The 16,728-nt window shown below is 70.1% G+C and carries 14 protein-coding genes; 9 read left to right on the top strand and 5 right to left on the bottom strand.

Annotated features, from left to right (window positions below; translation table 11 throughout):
- Positions 1–115: 115 nt before the first annotated feature.
- From bpln_RS07410 to bpln_RS07385, 6 genes are all read left to right on the top strand, one after another.
- Positions 116–1,018: an HTD2 family dehydratase gene (locus bpln_RS07410; protein ID WP_148653960.1), complete on the top strand. Its 903-nt coding sequence runs from the start codon at positions 116–118 to the stop codon at positions 1,016–1,018.
- A gap of 32 nt (positions 1,019–1,050) precedes the next feature.
- Positions 1,051–2,211, top strand: coding sequence for an acyl-CoA dehydrogenase family protein (locus bpln_RS07405; RefSeq protein WP_055138476.1), 1,161 nt, complete (start codon positions 1,051–1,053; stop codon positions 2,209–2,211).
- 12 nt (positions 2,212–2,223) lie between these two features.
- A complete protein-coding gene (locus bpln_RS07400; protein WP_055138475.1) occupies positions 2,224–3,402 on the top strand; it encodes a CaiB/BaiF CoA transferase family protein in 1,179 nt (392 codons plus the stop codon).
- A gap of 92 nt (positions 3,403–3,494) precedes the next feature.
- Positions 3,495–4,898, top strand: a complete 1,404-nt coding sequence (locus tag bpln_RS07395; protein ID WP_055138474.1) for an MFS transporter — start codon at positions 3,495–3,497, stop codon at positions 4,896–4,898.
- Between the two features lie 180 nt (positions 4,899–5,078).
- The gene (locus bpln_RS07390; RefSeq protein WP_052498284.1) at positions 5,079–6,014 is read left to right on the top strand and encodes an AraC family transcriptional regulator; all 936 of its coding nucleotides are present in this window, start codon (positions 5,079–5,081) and stop codon (positions 6,012–6,014) included.
- A 399-nt stretch (positions 6,015–6,413) separates the two neighbouring features.
- Positions 6,414–6,992 carry a class I SAM-dependent methyltransferase gene (locus tag bpln_RS07385; RefSeq protein ID WP_055138473.1) on the top strand — a complete coding sequence of 193 codons (579 nt, stop codon included), beginning with the start codon at positions 6,414–6,416 and terminating at the stop codon, positions 6,990–6,992.
- 163 nt (positions 6,993–7,155) lie between these two features.
- Here the strand turns inward: bpln_RS07385 and mgrA are convergent, their stop codons facing one another.
- On the bottom strand, positions 7,156–8,196 hold the full coding sequence (gene mgrA, locus bpln_RS07380) for an L-glyceraldehyde 3-phosphate reductase (RefSeq protein ID WP_167352311.1): 1,041 nt from the start codon (positions 8,194–8,196) through the stop codon (positions 7,156–7,158).
- 361 nt (positions 8,197–8,557) lie between these two features.
- Between mgrA and bpln_RS07375 the strand changes: the two genes are divergently transcribed.
- Positions 8,558–9,448 carry an NAD(P)-dependent oxidoreductase gene (locus bpln_RS07375; protein WP_055138472.1) on the top strand — a complete coding sequence of 297 codons (891 nt, stop codon included), beginning with the start codon at positions 8,558–8,560 and terminating at the stop codon, positions 9,446–9,448.
- A gap of 13 nt (positions 9,449–9,461) precedes the next feature.
- Here bpln_RS07375 and bpln_RS07370 read toward each other — a convergent pair whose 3' ends face one another.
- Positions 9,462–10,451 (bottom strand): AraC family transcriptional regulator, encoded by a 990-nt coding sequence (locus bpln_RS07370; RefSeq protein WP_055138471.1) that lies wholly within the window; start codon positions 10,449–10,451, stop codon positions 9,462–9,464.
- A gap of 111 nt (positions 10,452–10,562) precedes the next feature.
- Between bpln_RS07370 and bpln_RS07365 the strand changes: the two genes are divergently transcribed.
- Positions 10,563–11,765 (top strand): MFS transporter, encoded by a 1,203-nt coding sequence (locus tag bpln_RS07365; RefSeq protein WP_042624611.1) that lies wholly within the window; start codon positions 10,563–10,565, stop codon positions 11,763–11,765.
- A gap of 64 nt (positions 11,766–11,829) precedes the next feature.
- On the opposite strand, the gene bpln_RS07360 is transcribed toward bpln_RS07365, so the two are convergent.
- From bpln_RS07360 to bpln_RS07350, 3 genes are read right to left on the bottom strand one after another with little or no spacing between them, the layout of a single operon-like run.
- Complete coding sequence (locus bpln_RS07360; RefSeq protein ID WP_052498283.1) at positions 11,830–13,329, bottom strand: serine hydrolase domain-containing protein; 1,500 nt, start codon at positions 13,327–13,329, stop codon at positions 11,830–11,832.
- Positions 13,326–14,429, bottom strand: a complete 1,104-nt coding sequence (locus bpln_RS07355) for an ornithine cyclodeaminase (RefSeq protein ID WP_055138470.1) — start codon at positions 14,427–14,429, stop codon at positions 13,326–13,328. The genes bpln_RS07360 and bpln_RS07355 overlap by 4 nt, the downstream gene beginning before the upstream one ends.
- A gap of 30 nt (positions 14,430–14,459) precedes the next feature.
- Entirely contained in the window at positions 14,460–15,581 is a 1,122-nt protein-coding gene (locus tag bpln_RS07350; protein WP_055138469.1) for a succinylglutamate desuccinylase/aspartoacylase family protein, read from the bottom strand.
- A 458-nt stretch (positions 15,582–16,039) separates the two neighbouring features.
- Between bpln_RS07350 and bpln_RS35180 the strand changes: the two genes are divergently transcribed.
- Complete coding sequence (locus bpln_RS35180) at positions 16,040–16,666, top strand: NUDIX hydrolase (RefSeq protein WP_148653959.1); 627 nt, start codon at positions 16,040–16,042, stop codon at positions 16,664–16,666.
- Positions 16,667–16,728 lie beyond the last annotated feature (62 nt).

The raw sequence follows: 16,728 nt of genomic DNA, 5'->3' as shown, positions 1-16,728 counted from the left end.
CTATGACCGGTACATCCAATCGGTATTTCCGGCGTCCCGCGCATTCCCCTACAGTCGTCTCATACGAATCCGGGCGCGCGAATTCCCTCTCCCGCGCCCTTGCCGGAGACACCGCATGCCCCTCGATCCGTCCGGTTCACCCGCGTCCGGCGCCGATCCCCTCGATCCCGCCAATCCCGCCAATCCCGTCACCGCACCGGCCGTGCAGCACGTGAGCGACCTGATCGGCACCGCGCCGGCCGCCGCGCTGGCCGCCACGCTCGATCTCGACGCACCGCCCGCGATCGGCGACGCGCTGCCGCCGCTCTGGCACTGGCTCTACTTCTGGTCCATCACCGCGCAGGCCGCCCTCGGCGCGGACGGCCACGCGGCCACCGGCGGCTTCCTGCCCGACCTCGGCCTGCCGCGCCGGATGGCGGCGGGCGGCCGGCTCCGGTTCGCCGCGCCGCTGCCGGTGGGCGCGGCGGCCACGCGCGAATCGCGCGTGCTGTCGGTCGAGCGCAAGACGGGCCGCAGCGGCCCGCTCGCGTTCGTCACGGTGCTGCACGAGATCCGCGCCGGCGCCGTCACGGCGATCCGCGAGGAACAGGACATCGTCTATCGCGAGGCGGCCGTGCCCGGCCGGCCGCAAACGCCGCCGACGCCGGTCGCCGCGCCCGGCGGCGCCGAATGGGAGCGCCGCGTGACGCCCACCGAGGCGATGCTGTTCCGCTATTCGGCGCTGACCTTCAATGGCCACCGCATCCATTACGACCGCGACTACGCGCGCGACATCGAGGGCTACCCCGACCTCGTGGTACACGGCCCGCTCGTCGCCACGCTGCTGCTCGACGCGGCCGCGCGCTTCGCCCCCGGCACGCGCGTGGCCGGGTATGCCTACCAGGCCGTCCACCCGACCTTCGCCGGCCAACCGCTCACGCTCTGCGGGCGCCGCGCGGACGACGGCCGCGCGCTCGAGCTATGGGCACACGACCACGCGGGACGGCTGACGATGTCGGCCCGCGCGCACCTCGCCTGATTCCCCACCTTGCGGCCCCACCCTTGCCCACGATGAACGCCACCCCCGACGCCTTCCAGGACATCCGCGACGCGATTCGCGATCTGTGCAGCCAGTTTCCCGCCGAGTACTTCCGCCGGATCGACGAGGCGCGCGGCTATCCCGCCGAGTTCGTCGACGCGCTCACGCGGGCCGGCTGGCTCGCCGCGCTGATCCCGCAGGAGTACGGCGGCTCGGGCCTCGGGCTCACCGAGGCCTCGGTCATCATGGAGGAGATCAACCGCAACGGCGGCAACTCGGGCGCCTGCCACGGCCAGATGTACAACATGGGCACGCTGCTGCGCCACGGTTCCGGGGCGCAGAAGGCGCGCTACCTGCCGAAGATCGCCTCGGGCGAACTGCGCCTGCAGTCGATGGGCGTGACCGAGCCCACCACCGGCACCGACACCACCCGCATCAAGACCACCGCGGTGCGCCGCGGCGACCGCTACCTGGTGAACGGCCAGAAGGTGTGGATCTCGCGCGTGCAGCACTCGGACCTGATGATCCTGCTCGCGCGCACCACGCCGCTCGCGGAAGTGAAGAGGAAGAGCGAGGGCATGTCGATCTTCCTCGTCGACCTGCGCGACGCGATCGGCCACGGCATGACGGTGCAGCCGATCCCGAACATGGTCAACCACGAGACCAACGAGCTGTTCTTCGACAACCTCGAGATCCCGGCCGGGAACCTGATCGGCGAGGAAGGCCAGGGCTTCCGCTACCTCCTCGACGGGCTCAACGCCGAGCGCACGCTGATCGCGGCCGAGTGCATCGGCGACGGCCACTGGTTCGTCGACAAGGTCACGCAGTACGCGAAGGACCGCGTGGTGTTCGGTCGCCCGATCGGCCAGAACCAGGGCGTGCAGTTCCCGATCGCGCGCGCCCACGTCAACGTCGAGGCGGCCAGCCTGATGCGCTTCGAGGCCGCGCGCCGCTTCGATGCGCACGAGCCGTGCGGCGCGCAGGCGAACATGGCGAAGCTGCTGGCCGCCGACGCCTCGTGGGAGGCGGCCAACGCCTGCCTGCAGTTCCATGGCGGCTTCGGCTTCGCCTGCGAATACGACGTCGAGCGCAAGTTCCGCGAGACGCGGCTCTACCAGGTCGCGCCGATCTCGACCAACCTGATCCTGTCCTACGTGGCCGAGCACGTGCTCGGCCTGCCGCGCTCGTTCTGACGGAGGCATGCCATGCGCCCGCTTGAAGGCATCCGCGTCGTCACGTTCGAGCATGCGATCGCCGCGCCGTTCTGCACGCGCCAGCTCGCCGACCTCGGCGCGCGCGTGATCAAGATCGAACGGCCCGGCAGCGGCGACTTCGCGCGCGGCTACGACGAGCGCGTGCGGGGCCTGGCCTCGCACTTCGTCTGGACCAACCGCTCGAAGGAAAGCCTCACGCTCGACGTCAAGCAGCCCGCGGCGCTCGAGGTCGTGCAGGCGCTGCTGGCCGAGGCCGACGTGTTCGTGCAGAACCTCGCGCCCGGCGCCACGCGGCGGCTCGGGCTCGATCACGCGAGCCTGGCCGCGCGCCATCCGCGCCTGATCGTCTGCGATATCTCGGGCTATGGCCTCGACGGTCCCTATCGCGACCGCAAGGCCTACGACCTGCTGATCCAGGCCGAGGCGGGCTTCCTGTCGGTGACGGGCTCGCCCGACGCGCCGGCCAAGGCCGGCTGCTCGATGTCCGACATCGCGGCCGGCATGTACGCCTATTCGAACATCCTCGCCGCCCTGTTCGCGCGCGTGAAGACGGGGCGCGGCCGCCACATCGACGTGTCGATGCTCGAAAGCACGGTGGAGTGGATGAGCTACCCGCTCTACTACGCGTTCGACGGCCAGCCCCCGCCGCCGCGCGCGGGCGCCTCGCACGCGACCATCTATCCCTACGGGCCGTTTCGGGCCGGAGACGGCGACACGGTGATCCTCGGCCTGCAGAACGAGCGCGAGTGGAAGCGCTTCTGCGAGACGGTGCTGCGCCGCCCCGAGCTGGCCGACGACGCGCGCTTCGCCTCGAACAGCGGCCGCGTCGCGCATCGCGACGCGCTGGGCGCGCTGATCGACCAGGTGTTCGCGGGGCTCGACGCGCCCGAGGTGCTGGCACGCCTCGACGCGGCGCAGATCGCCAGCGCGCGCATGAACGACATGCGGGCCGTGCGCGAGCATGCGCAGCTCGCCGCGCGCGGGCGCTGGACCACGGTGGCCACGCCGGCCGGCGAGATCCCGGCACTGCTGCCGCCGGGCCTCGCCGCTGACGACGACGCGCGAATGGACCCGGTGCCGGCGCTCGGCGAACACACCGACGCGATCCTCGCCGAACTCGGCTACGGGCGCGACGCGATCGCCGCGCTGCATCGGTCCGGCGCGGTCTAGCGGCGCTGGCCGCGCGGTACCCGCAACCGGTCACAAGACGACGCCCCGCGCCCGCTCCGGACGCGCGGGGCGCGATAACGGAGACACCCCTGATGACCCGCACCGTCAATGCCGCGGGCCGGCTCGATCGCCTGCCCGTTTCGCGTTTCCACTGGAAGATCCTCGGCCTGATCGCGGGCGGCGCGTTTCTCGACGCGTTCGACCTCTATCTCGCCAACGGCGCGCTCGCCTCGATGGTCAAGGACGGTTTCACCGATCTGGCCCACGGCGCGATGTTCGTGTCGTCCACCTTCATCGGCATGATGATCGGCGCGTTCGCGGCCGGCCATGTCGGCGACCGGCTCGGCCGTCGCTACTCGTACCAGCTCAACCTCGCGATCTTCGGCGTGGCGTCGCTGGCGGCCTGTTTCGCGCCCGGCATCGACTGGCTGATCGCGCTGCGCCTCGTGATGGGCATCGGGCTCGGCGCCGAGCTGGTGGTGGCGGCCGGCACGCTCGCCGAATTCGTGCCGCCCGCCACGCGCGGCAAGTGGGTGTCGCTGCTCGCGGTGATCACCAACAGCGGGCTGTTCGCGGCGCTCGCGGCCGGCTACTGGATCATCCCGCATCTGGGCTGGCGCTACATGTTCGCGCTGGCCGGCATCGGCGCGCTGGTGGTCTGGTTCCTGCGCAAGCGCATGCCCGAATCGCCGCGCTGGCTCGAATCGGCGGGCCGGCTCGACGAGGCCGAGGCCACGCTCGCGGCGATCGAGGCCGAGGTCCGCGCGCGCCACGGCGCGCTGCCGCCCGTCACGCGCACCGTCAGCCTGCAGACGGGCCGCGTGCCGCTCGCGCGGCTGTTCGCACCGGCCATGCGCGGCCGCACGCTGGTGGCCGCGCTGACCGCGATCGGCGTGAACGTCGGGCTGTACGGCTTCGTCGCCTGGCTGCCGACGTTTTTCGTCGCCGAGGGGCTGTCGGTGGTCAGGTCGCTCGGCTTCGTGTTCCTGATGTCGATCGGCTCGCCGGTGGGCGGCCTGATCGGCTACGCGGTGGCCGACCGCTGGGGCCGCGCGCGCGGCATCGTGATCGCCTCGCTGGTGACGATCGCGCTGGGCTGGCTCTACGTGACGCTGCGCGACGCCACGGCGATCGTGATCGTCGGCTTCGGGCTCGTCAGCGCGCTCTACACGATCACCACGCTCGGGCTGTTCGGCTACATCCCCGAACTGTTCCCGACCGAGGTGCGGCTGCGCGGCACCGGCGTGGCGGGCACCTGCGGGCGCGCCTCGTCGATCGCCACGCCGTATCTGGCGCTGCTGCTGTACCAGCGCTTTGGCGTGTCGGGCGTGATCTCGATGGTGAGCGTCGTGCTGGCGGTGCTGTGCGTGGCGATCTTGGTGCTGCGCGTGGAGACGAGCCGGCACGCGCTGGAGGACATCGCGCCGGGCGACGGCGGCGGCCCGGTCGTGCGGCCGGGCGAGACCAATGCCGCCGGGACGGTGGCCGGGCATTGAGCCGGTTGTCCCATGACGGGCGGCCCGCGCGGGCCGTCATGCTTCGTACTTCATCCGCGAGATCGGCCGCCTCGGTGCCCGCATGGCGCCGACGATCGAACGACCCATGACATAAGCGACCGCGCCCGCGCTTGCCCGATCCTCTTTGCGCCGCGCTCCGGCCCGCGTATCATCGCCGGCATGACGCCCGAAACCTCCCGCCAGCGCATCGACCGCCTGCGCCGCGAAATCGAGGCCGGCATCCTGGCCCATCCGCGCCCCGATCCGCGCGGCCTGACCGAGGTGGACGGCCTCGCGATCGGCTGCCTCACCGAGCCGATCCCGCCGCGCGCCTACCTGTACGAACCGGGCATGTGCGTCTCGGTCTCGGGCGTCAAGCACCTGCTGGTGGACGGCAAGCCCTTCTCCTACGATCCCGACCACTTCCTGCTCACCTCGTTCGGCCTGCCGGCGATCGTCGAGGTGCCGGGAGCGAGCCGCCGGCGGCCGTACACCGGGCTGCAGATCCGGCTCGACCTCGACGCCGCGCGCGAGGTGCTGGCCGAGACCGGCGCCACGCTCGCCGGCGTCGCGCCGGCCGCGCCCGGCTTCGCGGTGGCGCCGCTGTCGGCCGAACTGCTCGACGCGCTCGCGCGCATGGTCGCGCTGCTGCGCCGCCCGCACGACGCCGCCGTGCTCGGCCGCCTGCTGCACCGCGAGATCCTCTACCTGCTGCTGACCGGGCCGGCCGGCCCGAGCCTACGCCAGATCATCCAGACCGACTCGCCGGCGCCGCGCGTCACGCGCGCGCTGGCGTGGCTGCGCACCCACTACCGCGAGCCGTGCAACGTCGCGCATCTGGCCGCGCTGTGCGGGATGGGCGTCTCGACGCTGCACCGCCACTTCCAGCGGCTCACCACCATGAGCCCGATCCAGTACCAGAAGCAGCTGCGGCTGCACGAGGCGCGCCGGCTCATGATCAACGACGGCGTGGACGCGGCCAGCGCCGCGTTCCAGGTCGGCTACGAGAGCGCGACGCAGTTCAGCCGCGAATACCGGCGGCTGTTCGGCGACGCGCCCAAGCGCGACGTCAGCACGATCCGCGAGCACGGCGTGGCGGCCGAACCGGTCGTCTGAACCGGGCCCGCTTCCGGCCCACACCCGAACCCGCTTGCCGAATCGTCTCGCTGTCGCACCGCCAGGCGGCGGATTCGCCTTCATGGCGCCGGCCGCCCCCTCGCCCTCGATTCCTGCCCGCCAGCAAACCCGGTTCCCACCACCCGCGCTCCGACCGATGATCGCAATCGATCGGAAAATCGTACCGTCGCGCGAGCCGCCCGGCGCCGTTTCTGTCGCGAAACTGGCGCGTTCGCCAGTCTTACCGCGACTGGCACAAAAAAATTGCAACGATCTATGACCGCGATTTCAACCGGAGCCGAAACGATGCAACACTAGACGGCGTTGCCCCGCGCAAACCCGTTCGACGCGCGGCTCGTGCCGCGCGAACCCGGTCCCCCCTGTCAAGGTACCCGACTCATGCGAATCCGAAGCGCATCGTCCGATCTGCTGTTCTTCCTGCGGTCCTGGTTCGAGAATCCGCTCAGCGTCGCCGCGATCGCCCCGTCGGGCGAGCCGCTCGGCCGCCTGATGACGCGCGACATCTCCCGCCTCGACGGCCCCGTGCTCGAACTCGGCGCCGGCACCGGCGTGTTCACCAAGGCGCTGCTGCGCCGCGGGCTCGCGCAGCGCGACCTGATCCTGGTGGACAGCAGCGAGCGCTTCGCCGCCCTGCTCGCGGGGCGCTTCCCCGACGCGAAGATCGTGGTGGGCGACGCAGCCAGCCTGCTGCCGCTCGGCGTGGCGCTGCCGCGCTCGATCGGCTCGGTGGTGAGCGGCCTGCCGCTGCTGTCGATGCCGAAGGACAAGGTGGCCGCGATCGTCGGCGGCGCATTCCATTACCTGAAGGACGACGGCGCGCTCTACCAGTTCACCTACGGCTTGCGCTGCCCGGTCCCGCGCGCGACGCTGCATGCGCTGGGGCTCAAGGCCGTCTGCGTGGGCCGCGTGTTCCGCAATCTGCCGCCCGCGGCGGTCTACCGGATCTCGCGCAGGTAGGCGCGGCGGCGCTTCGTCCGCAAAAAAACCGCCGGGCCGGATACGCGCGCCGCGGCGGTTGGATAACGGCGGCCGTGAGCCGCCGTGGACCGTGATCACGGTCCGGGCATTGATGCCTCATGACGGGCCACGGGCGTCATGCCCGCCGCCCGCCACGCAGGCGTTACCGCGCGCCGATGCCCGACGACACGCGCCAGAGATCGACGTTGCCGTCCTGCGCATGGCGGTCGATCTCCGCCAGTTCCTCGGCGCTGAACGCGAGCTGCCTGACCGCGTCGAGCGCATCGTCGAGCTGCGCCACGGTGCGCGCGCCGATCAGCGTAGACGACACGCGCGCGTCGCGCAGCGTCCAGGCGATCGCCATCTGCGCGAGCGTCTGGCCGCGCCGCCCGGCGATCGCGTTCAGCGCGCGGATCCGCTCGAGGTTGTCGGCGTTCAGCATCCCCGCGTTCATCGAACCGCTGCGGCTCACGCGTGCGTCGGCCGGCACGTCGTTCAGGTACTTCGAGGTCAGCAGGCCCTGCGCGAGCGGCGAGAAGCCGATGCAACCCACTCCGAGTTCGTCGAGCGTCTGCAGCAGCCCGTGCTCGATGCTGCGGTTCAGCATCGAGTAGTTCGGCTGATGGATGAAGAGCGGCACACCCTCGGCCTCGAGGATCGCGGCCGCCTGGCGCGTAAGTTCCGGCGAGTACGACGAGATGCCGACATACAGCGCCTTGCCCTGCCGGTGAAGCTGCGCGAGCGCGCCCATGGTCTCGTCGAGCGGCGTGTCCGGATCGACGCGATGCGAATAGAACACGTCGACGTAGTCGAGCCCCATGCGGCGCAGGCTCTGCTCGCAGCTCGCGATCAGGTGCTTGCGGGTACCGGTCGGGCCGCCGTAGGGGCCGGGCCACATCGCCCAGCCGGCCTTGGTCGAGATCACCAGTTCGTCGCGGTAGGGCTTGAAGTCGGCCGCGAGCCAGCGCGCGAAGTTTTCCTCGGCCGAGCCGGCGGGCGGCCCGTAGTTGTTGGCGAGATCAAAATGCGTGACGCCGCGGTCGAACGCGCGGCGCAGGATCGCGCGGCCGGTCTCGAACACGTCGACGCCGCCGAAGTTCTGCCAGAGGCCGAGCGAGATGGCCGGCAGCACCATGCCGCTGCGGCCGACGCGGCGATAAGGCATGGCGTCGTGATAACGATTCGGGTCCGCCTGATACTGCATCATGTTTTCTCCTCCTGGACCGATGCACGACGCCGGGCGAATCCGCGGCGTCGCATCGCGTGCGAGGCGACGAGTGTAGAGGCGCGGCATGGCGCTCCGGAAATTGATTCTGCAGATCGAATCCATCTATTTTCGGAATAGATGCGGCGTGCCGGACTTGCTAAGCTGCTGGCCGTCGCGCCGGCGCGGCGCGCTTTGCAGCGAAGCCCGTCAGGCGATGTCGGGCGGCCTGATCGTCGAACCCCGGCATGCCCGACGCCATCGGCATGGCCGTGGCGGCGGCACGGAACACCTCGCGCGCCCCGCACGGCGGCGCGCATCCTGCTTACCTCATCGCTCACCATTCCCCGGGAGAACACACATGGAAAAGGCTGCAATCGGATTCGTCGGCGTCGGGCTGATGGGCCACGGCATCGCGAAACAGCTGCTCGGCGCCGGCCATCCGCTCACCATCGTCGGCCGCCGCAATCGCGCGCCCGTCGACGACCTGGTCGGCCGCGGCGCGCGGGAAGCCGCCTCGCTCGCCGCGCTCGCCGCGGACTCGTCGATCGTGTTCCTGTGCCTGACCGACGCGCCTGCCGTCGAGTCCGTGATCGGCGAGATGAAGGACCACCTGCGCGAAGGCACGATCGTGGTCGACTGCTCGACCTCGGAACCGGCCGCCACCGAACGCGTGGCCGCGATGCTGGCCGAACGCGGCGTCGACTATTGCGACGCGCCGCTCGGCGGCACCCCGGAGCAGGCCGAGGCCGGCCAGCTGCAGGCCATCGTCGGCGCCACGCCGGCCGTGTTCGCGCGGCTCGAAGCGGTGTTCGCGCCGTGGACGGCCAAGGTCGTCCACGTGGGCGGCGTCGGCGACGGGCACCGGATGAAGCTGATCAACAACTTCGTCGCGCTCGGCTACGGCGCGCTCTATGCCGAAGCGCTCGCCATCGCGCGCAAGTCGGGACTCACGGCCGAGCAGGTGGACGGCGTGCTGCGCGGCAGCCGCATGGATTGCGGCTTCTACCAGACCTTCATGGGCTACACGCTCGAGGGCAGGCGCGACGCGCACAAGTTCACGCTGGCGAACGCGCACAAGGACCTACGCTACGTGGAGGCGATGGGCAACCAGGCCGGCTGCGCGACCTACGTGGCCAGCACCGTCAAGAACGCCTACGCCACCGCGCTCGCGGCCGGCGCCACCGGCGCCGAGGACTACGTGCCCCACCTGCCCGACTACATCGCGCGCGCCAACGGCCATTCGGTCTGAAGCGGGCCGCCCGTCATCCGGGGTACGCGTCGCCGAGCGCGCGCACCACGCCGGGCGGGTGCCCGATGGTGCGCTTGAACGCGCGGCTGAACGCGGCCAGAGAACCGTAGCCGAGCCGGTACGACACCGCCTCGATCGGCTCGCGGTCGCGCGCGATCCATTGCGCCGCGAGCCGCATGCGCAGCTCGGTCAGGTAGCGCACCGGCGTCATGCCGGTGGCCGCGAGGAAGCGCTCGGCGAACACCGAGCGCGAATTGCCGGCCTCGGCGGCCAGCTCGGCGACGGTCCAGTTGCGGCCCGGGTCGCGGTGCAGCGCCACGAGCGCGCGGCCCAGGCGCGGATCGCGCAGCGCCTGCACCCAGCCGGCGGCGTCGCCGCAGCCGCACTCCACCCAGCCGCGCACGATGAACGCGGCCACCACGTCGGCCAGCCGCGCGAGCACCGCCGCGAAGCCGGCCCGCTCCAGGCACGACTCGCGCTCCATCGCGTCGAGCATCGCGCGCAGCTCCGGGTAGCGCGCGAGCAGCGTGCCCACGTGCATCATCCCCGGCATCGAGGCGACCAGCGGCTGCATCCCGCCCAGGTCGAGCTCCATGCAGCCGCTGAAGATCAGCACGTCGTCGTCGGCCTCGCCGTGCGCGGGCCGCCCGCCCTGCATCGTGTCGATCGCGGCGATCGATTCGCAAAGCTTCGCGGTGTCGAAATCGGCCACCGACACGCAGCTCACGTCCGGCGCCGAGAGCAGCGCATGCATGCCGCCGCGCGGCATCAGCACGGCGTCGCCGGCGTGCAGCGCGACGCTGGTGCCGTCCGCGTCGCGCAGCAGCACCGAGCCCTTGCCGATGAAGTGGAACTGCGCGCAGACGGGCGGGTTGTGAAAGCGCACGCCGAACGGCGGCGCGAGATGGAGCCGGCGGTACTGCACGCCCTTCAGGCGCATCCCGAGCAGCAGTTCGCTGACGAGGTCGTGGGAATCGGGGAGGGATTGGGGCGAGTCGGGCATGGTGATCCGGACGATCGATCAAGTTTCGCGGATTGTATGTCATAGACCGTCAGCCCGCTGGCCCGTACTCTGTGCGCTCGTCGTAAACCCTAGTCTCGAGCGAAACACACCATGGATATCAGCCCCCAGACCTCCGCCACCGTGATCCCGGCCGAGCGGCCCGCGTGGAGCGCCGTCTACGCGATGGCGCTCGGCGTGTTCGGGCTCGTCACCGCGGAATTCCTGCCCGCGAGCCTGCTCACGCCGCTCGCCGCCAGCCTCGGCATCACCGAGGGCACGGCGGGCCAGGCCGTCACGATCACCGCCGCGGTCGCGCTCGTCACCAGCCTGCTGATCGCCGTGCTCACGCGCGGCATCGACCGGCGCCGCGTGCTGCTGGCGTTCTCGGTGCTGCTGGTGGCCTCCAACGTGCTGGTGGCGAGCGCCACCAGCTTCGGCGCGATCCTGCTCGGCCGCGTGCTGCTGGGCGTTGCGCTCGGCGGGTTCTGGACCATGTCGGCCGCCACGGCGATGCGGCTGGTGCCGCCCGCGATGGTGCCGCGCGCGCTGTCGATCATCTTCAGCGGCGTGGCGGTGGCCACCATCGCGGCCGCCCCGCTCGGCAGCTACTTCGGCCATCTGATCGGCTGGCGCAACGTGTTCTTCGCGGCCGCCGCGGTGGGCGCGCTGTCGTTCGCGGCGCAGCTGGCCACGCTGCCGTCGATGGCGCCCTCCGGCACCACGCGGCTGCGCACGCTGGTGGACGTGCTGCGCCGGCCCACCGTGGGGGTGGGCATGTTCGCCACGATCCTCGTGTTCACCGGCCACTTCGCGTTCTTCACCTACCTGCGCCCGTTCCTCGAACAGGTGGCCGGCGTCGGCGTGAACGCCCTGTCGGCGATCCTGCTCGGCTACGGCGTGGCGAACTTCCTCGGCACGCCGCTCGCGGGCCGCGTGCTCGAACACCGCCTGCGTCCGATGCTGATCGCGATGCCGGCGCTGATGGTGGCGCTCGGCATCGCGCTGTCGATCTTCGGCCGCCTGCCGGCGATCGACGCAGTGCTGGTCGCGCTGTGGGGCATGGCGTTCGGCGGCGTGCCGGTGGCCTGGTCCACCTGGGTCACGCGCACCGTGCCGGACGAGGCCGAGAGCGCGGGCGGCCTGATCGTGGCCGCGATCCAGCTCGCGATCTCGCTCGGCGCGGCGGCCGGCGGCGTGGTGTTCGATTCGCGCGGCGCGACCGGCGTGTTCGTCGCGGCGGCCGTGGTGCTGGCGGTGGGCGTCGCGATCATCGTGGCCGGCGTGCCGGTGCGCGCCGAGGCCAAGGCCGGTTGAGGCGGGCCGGGCGCATCGTCCGCCTGAAACGAAGCGGCGCTACGCCCGCCGCGGCGGCGCGTGATCAGGCGCGCAGGCGCTGGCCGCCCAGCGGCGGCTGTTCGAGCGCGCCGCCGTTGACGTTCACGGCGCGCCGCAGCGTCACGCGTTCGCCGTCGAACCGGCATTCGACGGTGTCGCGAAACGCCGTCTCGGGATAGAGCCAGACCATCCGCAGCGTCGCCGCGTCGAGCCAGCCGGCGCGCGCCACCACCGGGCTGTCGATGAAGCGGTAGCCGTGATGCAGCTCGGTGCCGGGCATGCTGGTGGTCGATTCGATCCAGCCGCCGAGCCCCGCCTTCACGACGTGTTCGCCATCCGCGTCGACGAGCCGGCATTCGCACTGCCCGGCCGCGAACACGAACCGCAATTCGGTCGCGCCGGCCTCGTTCGGATCGAGCCGGAAACGCCAGTCGTCGCGCGCCCGATCCTCCCCCGCCTCGCCCGGACGCACGGCATGCGTGCCGTCGAACGCGCGCTGCCACGGCAGGTCCGCGTTGGGCGACCGCCAGCGCGCGAGCGCCGCGTCGAGGCGTGCGTCGGCCTCGGCGCCGTCGAACGGCGCGGCGCGAAACGCCGACGGGAAATGCCATTCGATCAGCGGCATCAGCCGCTTGCTGCCCTTGATCGCGCCCGTCACGGCCAGCGTCGCGCCGGCCTCGGGGAACACGCGCGCGAGCTGCGTGAACACGCCGATCGCGCTGTAGCTGCCGCCGTCGTGGACCCACCAGTGATAACCGTAGCGGTTCGACGCCTCCTGCGCCCGCGTGGCCGCCTCGATCCACGCCCGCGGCAACACTTGCCGGCCCGCCCAGACACCACGCTGCGCATGCAGGATACCGAGCTTGAGCAGGTCGGCCGTGCGCGCCCACAGGCCGTTGCCGCCCGGGTTGATGCCGTCGGTGCCGAGGTCCCAGGTCTCGCCGTGGATGCCGAGCGGCGCGAACAGGCGCGGCTTCAGGTAAGCGTGCAGCGTCTGCCCGCTCACGCGGCTGATGATGGCCGACAGCATGTAGCTGGCCGCGCTCGTGTAGACAAAACTGGACCCCGGCGGCGTGGCGACCGGAATCGCGAAGAACGCGTCGATCCAGCTCGTCGTCAGCTGCCGCCACAGCGCGCCCGAGGTCTCGCCGGCGTGGCCGGTGCGCATCGTCAGCAGGTCGGCCACCGTCATCGCCGCGCCCGGATGCGGGGCGGCCGGCGCGTTGGGGAAGAAATCGGCCACGCGGTCGTCCAGCCGCAGCCGCCCTTCCTCGATCGCGAAGCCGATCGCGCAGGCCGTGAAGCTCTTCGCCACCGAATGCAGGTTGCGCCGGCGCCCGGCGTGGTACGGCCAGCGCCAGCCCTCGGCCACCACCTTGCCGTGCCGGTGCAGCATGAACGCGTGGACGTCCAGCCCGGCGCGCTCGACGTCGTCGAGCCAGGCGACGATCGCGCCGGCATCGACGCCCACCGCCGACGGCCGCGCGCGAGCGAGCCCGTCGTCGAATCGCGCGACCACGCCGTCGCTTGTTGCGGCGCTCATCTGCCGCCTCCGGCGAACAGCGCGGCCGCGTTCATCGCGGCCTGCGCGCGCGACGCGCTGGCGTCGAACAGCGCCGGCACCGACGGCGAGGCCACGTACTGGTAGAGATCCTTCGGGTCTCCCGGCATCGGGATCAGGTCGATGTCCTCGCCCACCTCGAGCCGCGTCGCGACGTCGTGCAGGTAGCGCAGCGCCGAGAAATCCTCGAGCGCGAAGCCGACCGAATCGAACACCGTCACCTGTGCCGCGCTCTCGCGGCCCGGCACGCGGCCGGCCAGCACTTCCCACAGATGCACCACCGGAAACCCGGCCGGCAGCTGCTGGATGTCGCCCTCGATGCGCGTCTGCGGCTCGAACTCCACCACCACGCGCGCGCCCGCGAGCACGTCCGCGTGCAGCTCGGTCTTGCCCGGGCAATCGCCGCCCACCGCGTTCAGGTGCATGCCCGGCTCGATCATGGCCGGCGTGACGATGGTGGCGTTGGTCTTGTCGGCCGTGATGGTGGTGACGATGTCGGCGCCGCGCACCGCCTCGGCCGCGCTCGCCGCGCGGACCAGCGTGAGCCCCGGCGTGCCGCCGAGGTTGCGGACCAGCTTGTCGGTGGCCGCCTCGTCCACGTCGAACAGGCGTACCTCGTGGATGCCGAGCATCGCGCGGAACGCGAGGATCTGGAATTCGCTCTGCGCGCCGTTGCCGATCAGCGCCATCGTGCGCGCATCGGCGCGCGCCATGGCACGCGCGGCGAGCGCCGAGGTGGCCGCGGTGCGCAGCGCCGTCATGATCGTGAACTCGCTGAACAGCAGCGGGTAGCCGGTATCGACGCGGGCCAGCACGCCGAACGCCATCACCGTCAGCAGGTTGATGCGCGTGTTCTTCGGGTGGCCGTTCACGTACTTGAAGCCGTACAGGTCGGCGTCGGAGGTCGGCATCAGCTCGATCACGCCGCCGGGCACGTGGTTGGCCACGCGCGCGGACTTGTCGAATTCGTTCCAGCGCAGGTAGTCGTCGCGGATGTAGCCGGCGAGCGTGGCGATGAAGCGCTCCGCGCCGGTCGCGGCGACCAGCTTGCGAATGTCGCCGACGTCGAGGTATCTCGTCATGATGATCAGGTTCCTTGGTGAAAGTTCGGCTCAGGCCCCGAGCAGGTAGCCGGTGCGCACGGAGCGCTCCCCCGTCACGCGCCCGAGCGGGTCGCCGGCGCGCACGTAGCGCACGTCGCGGCGCATGTAGAACATGCCGGCCGTGCGGCTGTGCAGCCTGGTGCGCGTCCCCTCGACCGGGTCGACGATCTCGAACATCTCGGTGCCGGCCTCGACGCGCGTGCCCTCCGGCACGCGGTGCAGCAGGATGCCCGACACCGGCGCGTAGAACTGCTCGCTGCCGGCCAGCGGCGTGGCCGGGAACGGCAGCGGCGGCGGCGGCTCGACGGGGGCGTCGATCATGCCGGCGAGCGAGAGGTAGGCGACGATCGCGTCGGCGTCGCGGCCGGCCAGCGCGTCGCTGACGTCGCGCTGGCCGCGATGCTCGACCGTCACCGAGATCGCGCCGCGCGGGATCGGGAAGCGCTCGCCGAAGCGCTGCTGCAGCTGCCACCAGGTCAGGCTGTGCGCCTCGTCGAACGACTGGCCGCCCGAGTCCACCGCGAGCAGCGAGGCCTGCGCGCCGAGATAGCGCGCGAGCGGCTCGACCTCGTCCCAGATCGCGGCGCCCGTGTAGACGTGCATGGCCGCCTCGCGCGAGCAGTGCAGGTCGAGCACGATGTCGGCATCGACCGACAGCTGCATCAGGCGGCGCTGCAGATCGTCGAAGGTCTGGCGCGGCGTCATCGCGTCGAGCAGCGCCTTCCATGCCTCGCGGATCACCGTGCGGTTATGGTCGATGTCGTCGGTCAGGCGCGCCTCGACCGCCTCGGCGATGCGCTCGCCCAGCACCGGGAAGCCGCGATTGAAGTTGCGCCCGCTCGCCAGATCGAAACGGCCGACCGGCGTGCCGAGCACGAACTGCGCGAGGCCGACCGGGTTCGCGGCCGTCAGCAGCACCACCTCGCAGCGCAGCCGGTCCGCCGCCTCGAGCGCCTGCAGGCGCTCCCTCAGGCACACGGCCACCAGCATCGCCGGCACTTCGTCCGCGTGCAGGCCCGCCTGCACGTAGACCTTGCGGCGCGCCACCGGCGCGCCGAAACGCTCGGCGCAAAGCTGGTGGGCGGTGCCGTCGGCGACGGGCAGCAGGGAGTGGATCTCGCGGACGGACATGACGTGGCGTTCCTCGGTTGCGTTGGACCGTCGATGGACGGGGTTCATGGACACCGATGCTAACCACACACGGCCGGCCGAGGAAGCCGGTTCCGGCCTATCGTGATCGCAATTTTCGATCACGGCGCGCGTGCGAGCGGCCCGCGCGGACTCGCGGGGACCTGGATCCGCCAGCTCAACCTGAACCCGAGATGGGAATGCCGTATCGTCGGCGGCAAATAGCGAAGAAGATCGTTTCGATCGGTGAAATTACAGAAACACTGCACGCGAATTCGAAACAGCCTTCCTGGACAAAAATTACATAGCAACTTGTTCAATCGACTCAGAATTGTAAATTTACCCCCATGAAATTCACCTTTACAACCGCTTCACACGAATCGCAAAATCGCGTAGCGTAGGAGCCGGCGGCCTTTCTCGTTCATAAAATCGCCGCCAGCCAATCAACCACGGAGACTATCATGGCCTCAGCTTATGCCGTTTTATACAACCAGGATGGCTGGTTTCTCATCGCCAAAAAACGCAAAAAAGGGTATTACTTTGGCGACGGCAAGACGGGAGACGTCTACTCCGCGGGTCAGGATATCAAGAATGGCCCGGGGCTATACGCACTACCGGGGGGCGGAACGGAAGGCCAAGCTGTTGACGTGGCCGCCGCGCGCGAGTTTTCTGAAGAGACAGGGCTCGCCTTACCCTCTTACTCGAAAAAAGAAATTAAAAATTTCAACATCCCAAAAGTCGGCGCCTGGGGAGCCGCATACTTTTGCGCAGCAAACGGTGAAGACGTCATCTCTACCAGCTCAAAAATACATTCCACCTCCATGCCGAACTCGGTGAAAATCATAAACGAGATCATAAAAAACAAATGGAAAATCAACGAATACAATAAAGTCATTGAATTTACGGAAAAGAATAAAATATCTCCGTGGCCACACGACAACGAACTTGAAAGCGTAGGCTGCTGGAACGTCAAAAAACCCGAGAACTGGAAAACCATCACGTCCTGGAAAACCGCAGGAAATGGCACCGACTGGTACTACTACACGCTCGAACATTTGCGCAATAATATTTTGCAAGTTCCTCAATAGCCGCAAATTAGCGTCCGCATCAATTTTCATCTTGATGCGGACAGGATTCGAACCGCTGACGC

It is taken from the genome of Burkholderia plantarii, from assembly GCF_001411805.1.
GTDB lineage: Bacteria > Pseudomonadota > Gammaproteobacteria > Burkholderiales > Burkholderiaceae > Burkholderia > Burkholderia plantarii.
This window is presented reverse-complemented; position numbering and strand designations above follow the sequence as displayed.

Excerpts from the sequence above, each read along its gene's own strand:
- bpln_RS07410 (WP_148653960.1), top strand. The coding sequence starts at position 116 with ATGCCCCTCGATCCGTCCGGTTCACCCGCGTCCGGCGCCGATCCCCTC.
- bpln_RS07375 (WP_055138472.1), top strand. The coding sequence starts at position 8,558 with ATGGAAAAGGCTGCAATCGGATTCGTCGGCGTCGGGCTGATGGGCCAC.
- bpln_RS07350 (WP_055138469.1), bottom strand. The coding sequence starts at position 15,581 with ATGTCCGTCCGCGAGATCCACTCCCTGCTGCCCGTCGCCGACGGCACC.
- bpln_RS07355 (WP_055138470.1), bottom strand. The coding sequence starts at position 14,429 with ATGACGAGATACCTCGACGTCGGCGACATTCGCAAGCTGGTCGCCGCG.
- mgrA (WP_167352311.1), bottom strand. The coding sequence starts at position 8,196 with ATGCAGTATCAGGCGGACCCGAATCGTTATCACGACGCCATGCCTTAT.
- bpln_RS07385 (WP_055138473.1), top strand. The coding sequence starts at position 6,414 with ATGCGAATCCGAAGCGCATCGTCCGATCTGCTGTTCTTCCTGCGGTCC.
- bpln_RS07400 (WP_055138475.1), top strand. The coding sequence starts at position 2,224 with ATGCGCCCGCTTGAAGGCATCCGCGTCGTCACGTTCGAGCATGCGATC.
- bpln_RS07390 (WP_052498284.1), top strand. The coding sequence starts at position 5,079 with ATGACGCCCGAAACCTCCCGCCAGCGCATCGACCGCCTGCGCCGCGAA.
- bpln_RS07405 (WP_055138476.1), top strand. The coding sequence starts at position 1,051 with ATGAACGCCACCCCCGACGCCTTCCAGGACATCCGCGACGCGATTCGC.
- bpln_RS07365 (WP_042624611.1), top strand. The coding sequence starts at position 10,563 with ATGGATATCAGCCCCCAGACCTCCGCCACCGTGATCCCGGCCGAGCGG.
- bpln_RS35180 (WP_148653959.1), top strand. The coding sequence starts at position 16,040 with ATGGCCTCAGCTTATGCCGTTTTATACAACCAGGATGGCTGGTTTCTC.
- bpln_RS07360 (WP_052498283.1), bottom strand. The coding sequence starts at position 13,329 with ATGAGCGCCGCAACAAGCGACGGCGTGGTCGCGCGATTCGACGACGGG.
- bpln_RS07395 (WP_055138474.1), top strand. The coding sequence starts at position 3,495 with ATGACCCGCACCGTCAATGCCGCGGGCCGGCTCGATCGCCTGCCCGTT.
- bpln_RS07370 (WP_055138471.1), bottom strand. The coding sequence starts at position 10,451 with ATGCCCGACTCGCCCCAATCCCTCCCCGATTCCCACGACCTCGTCAGC.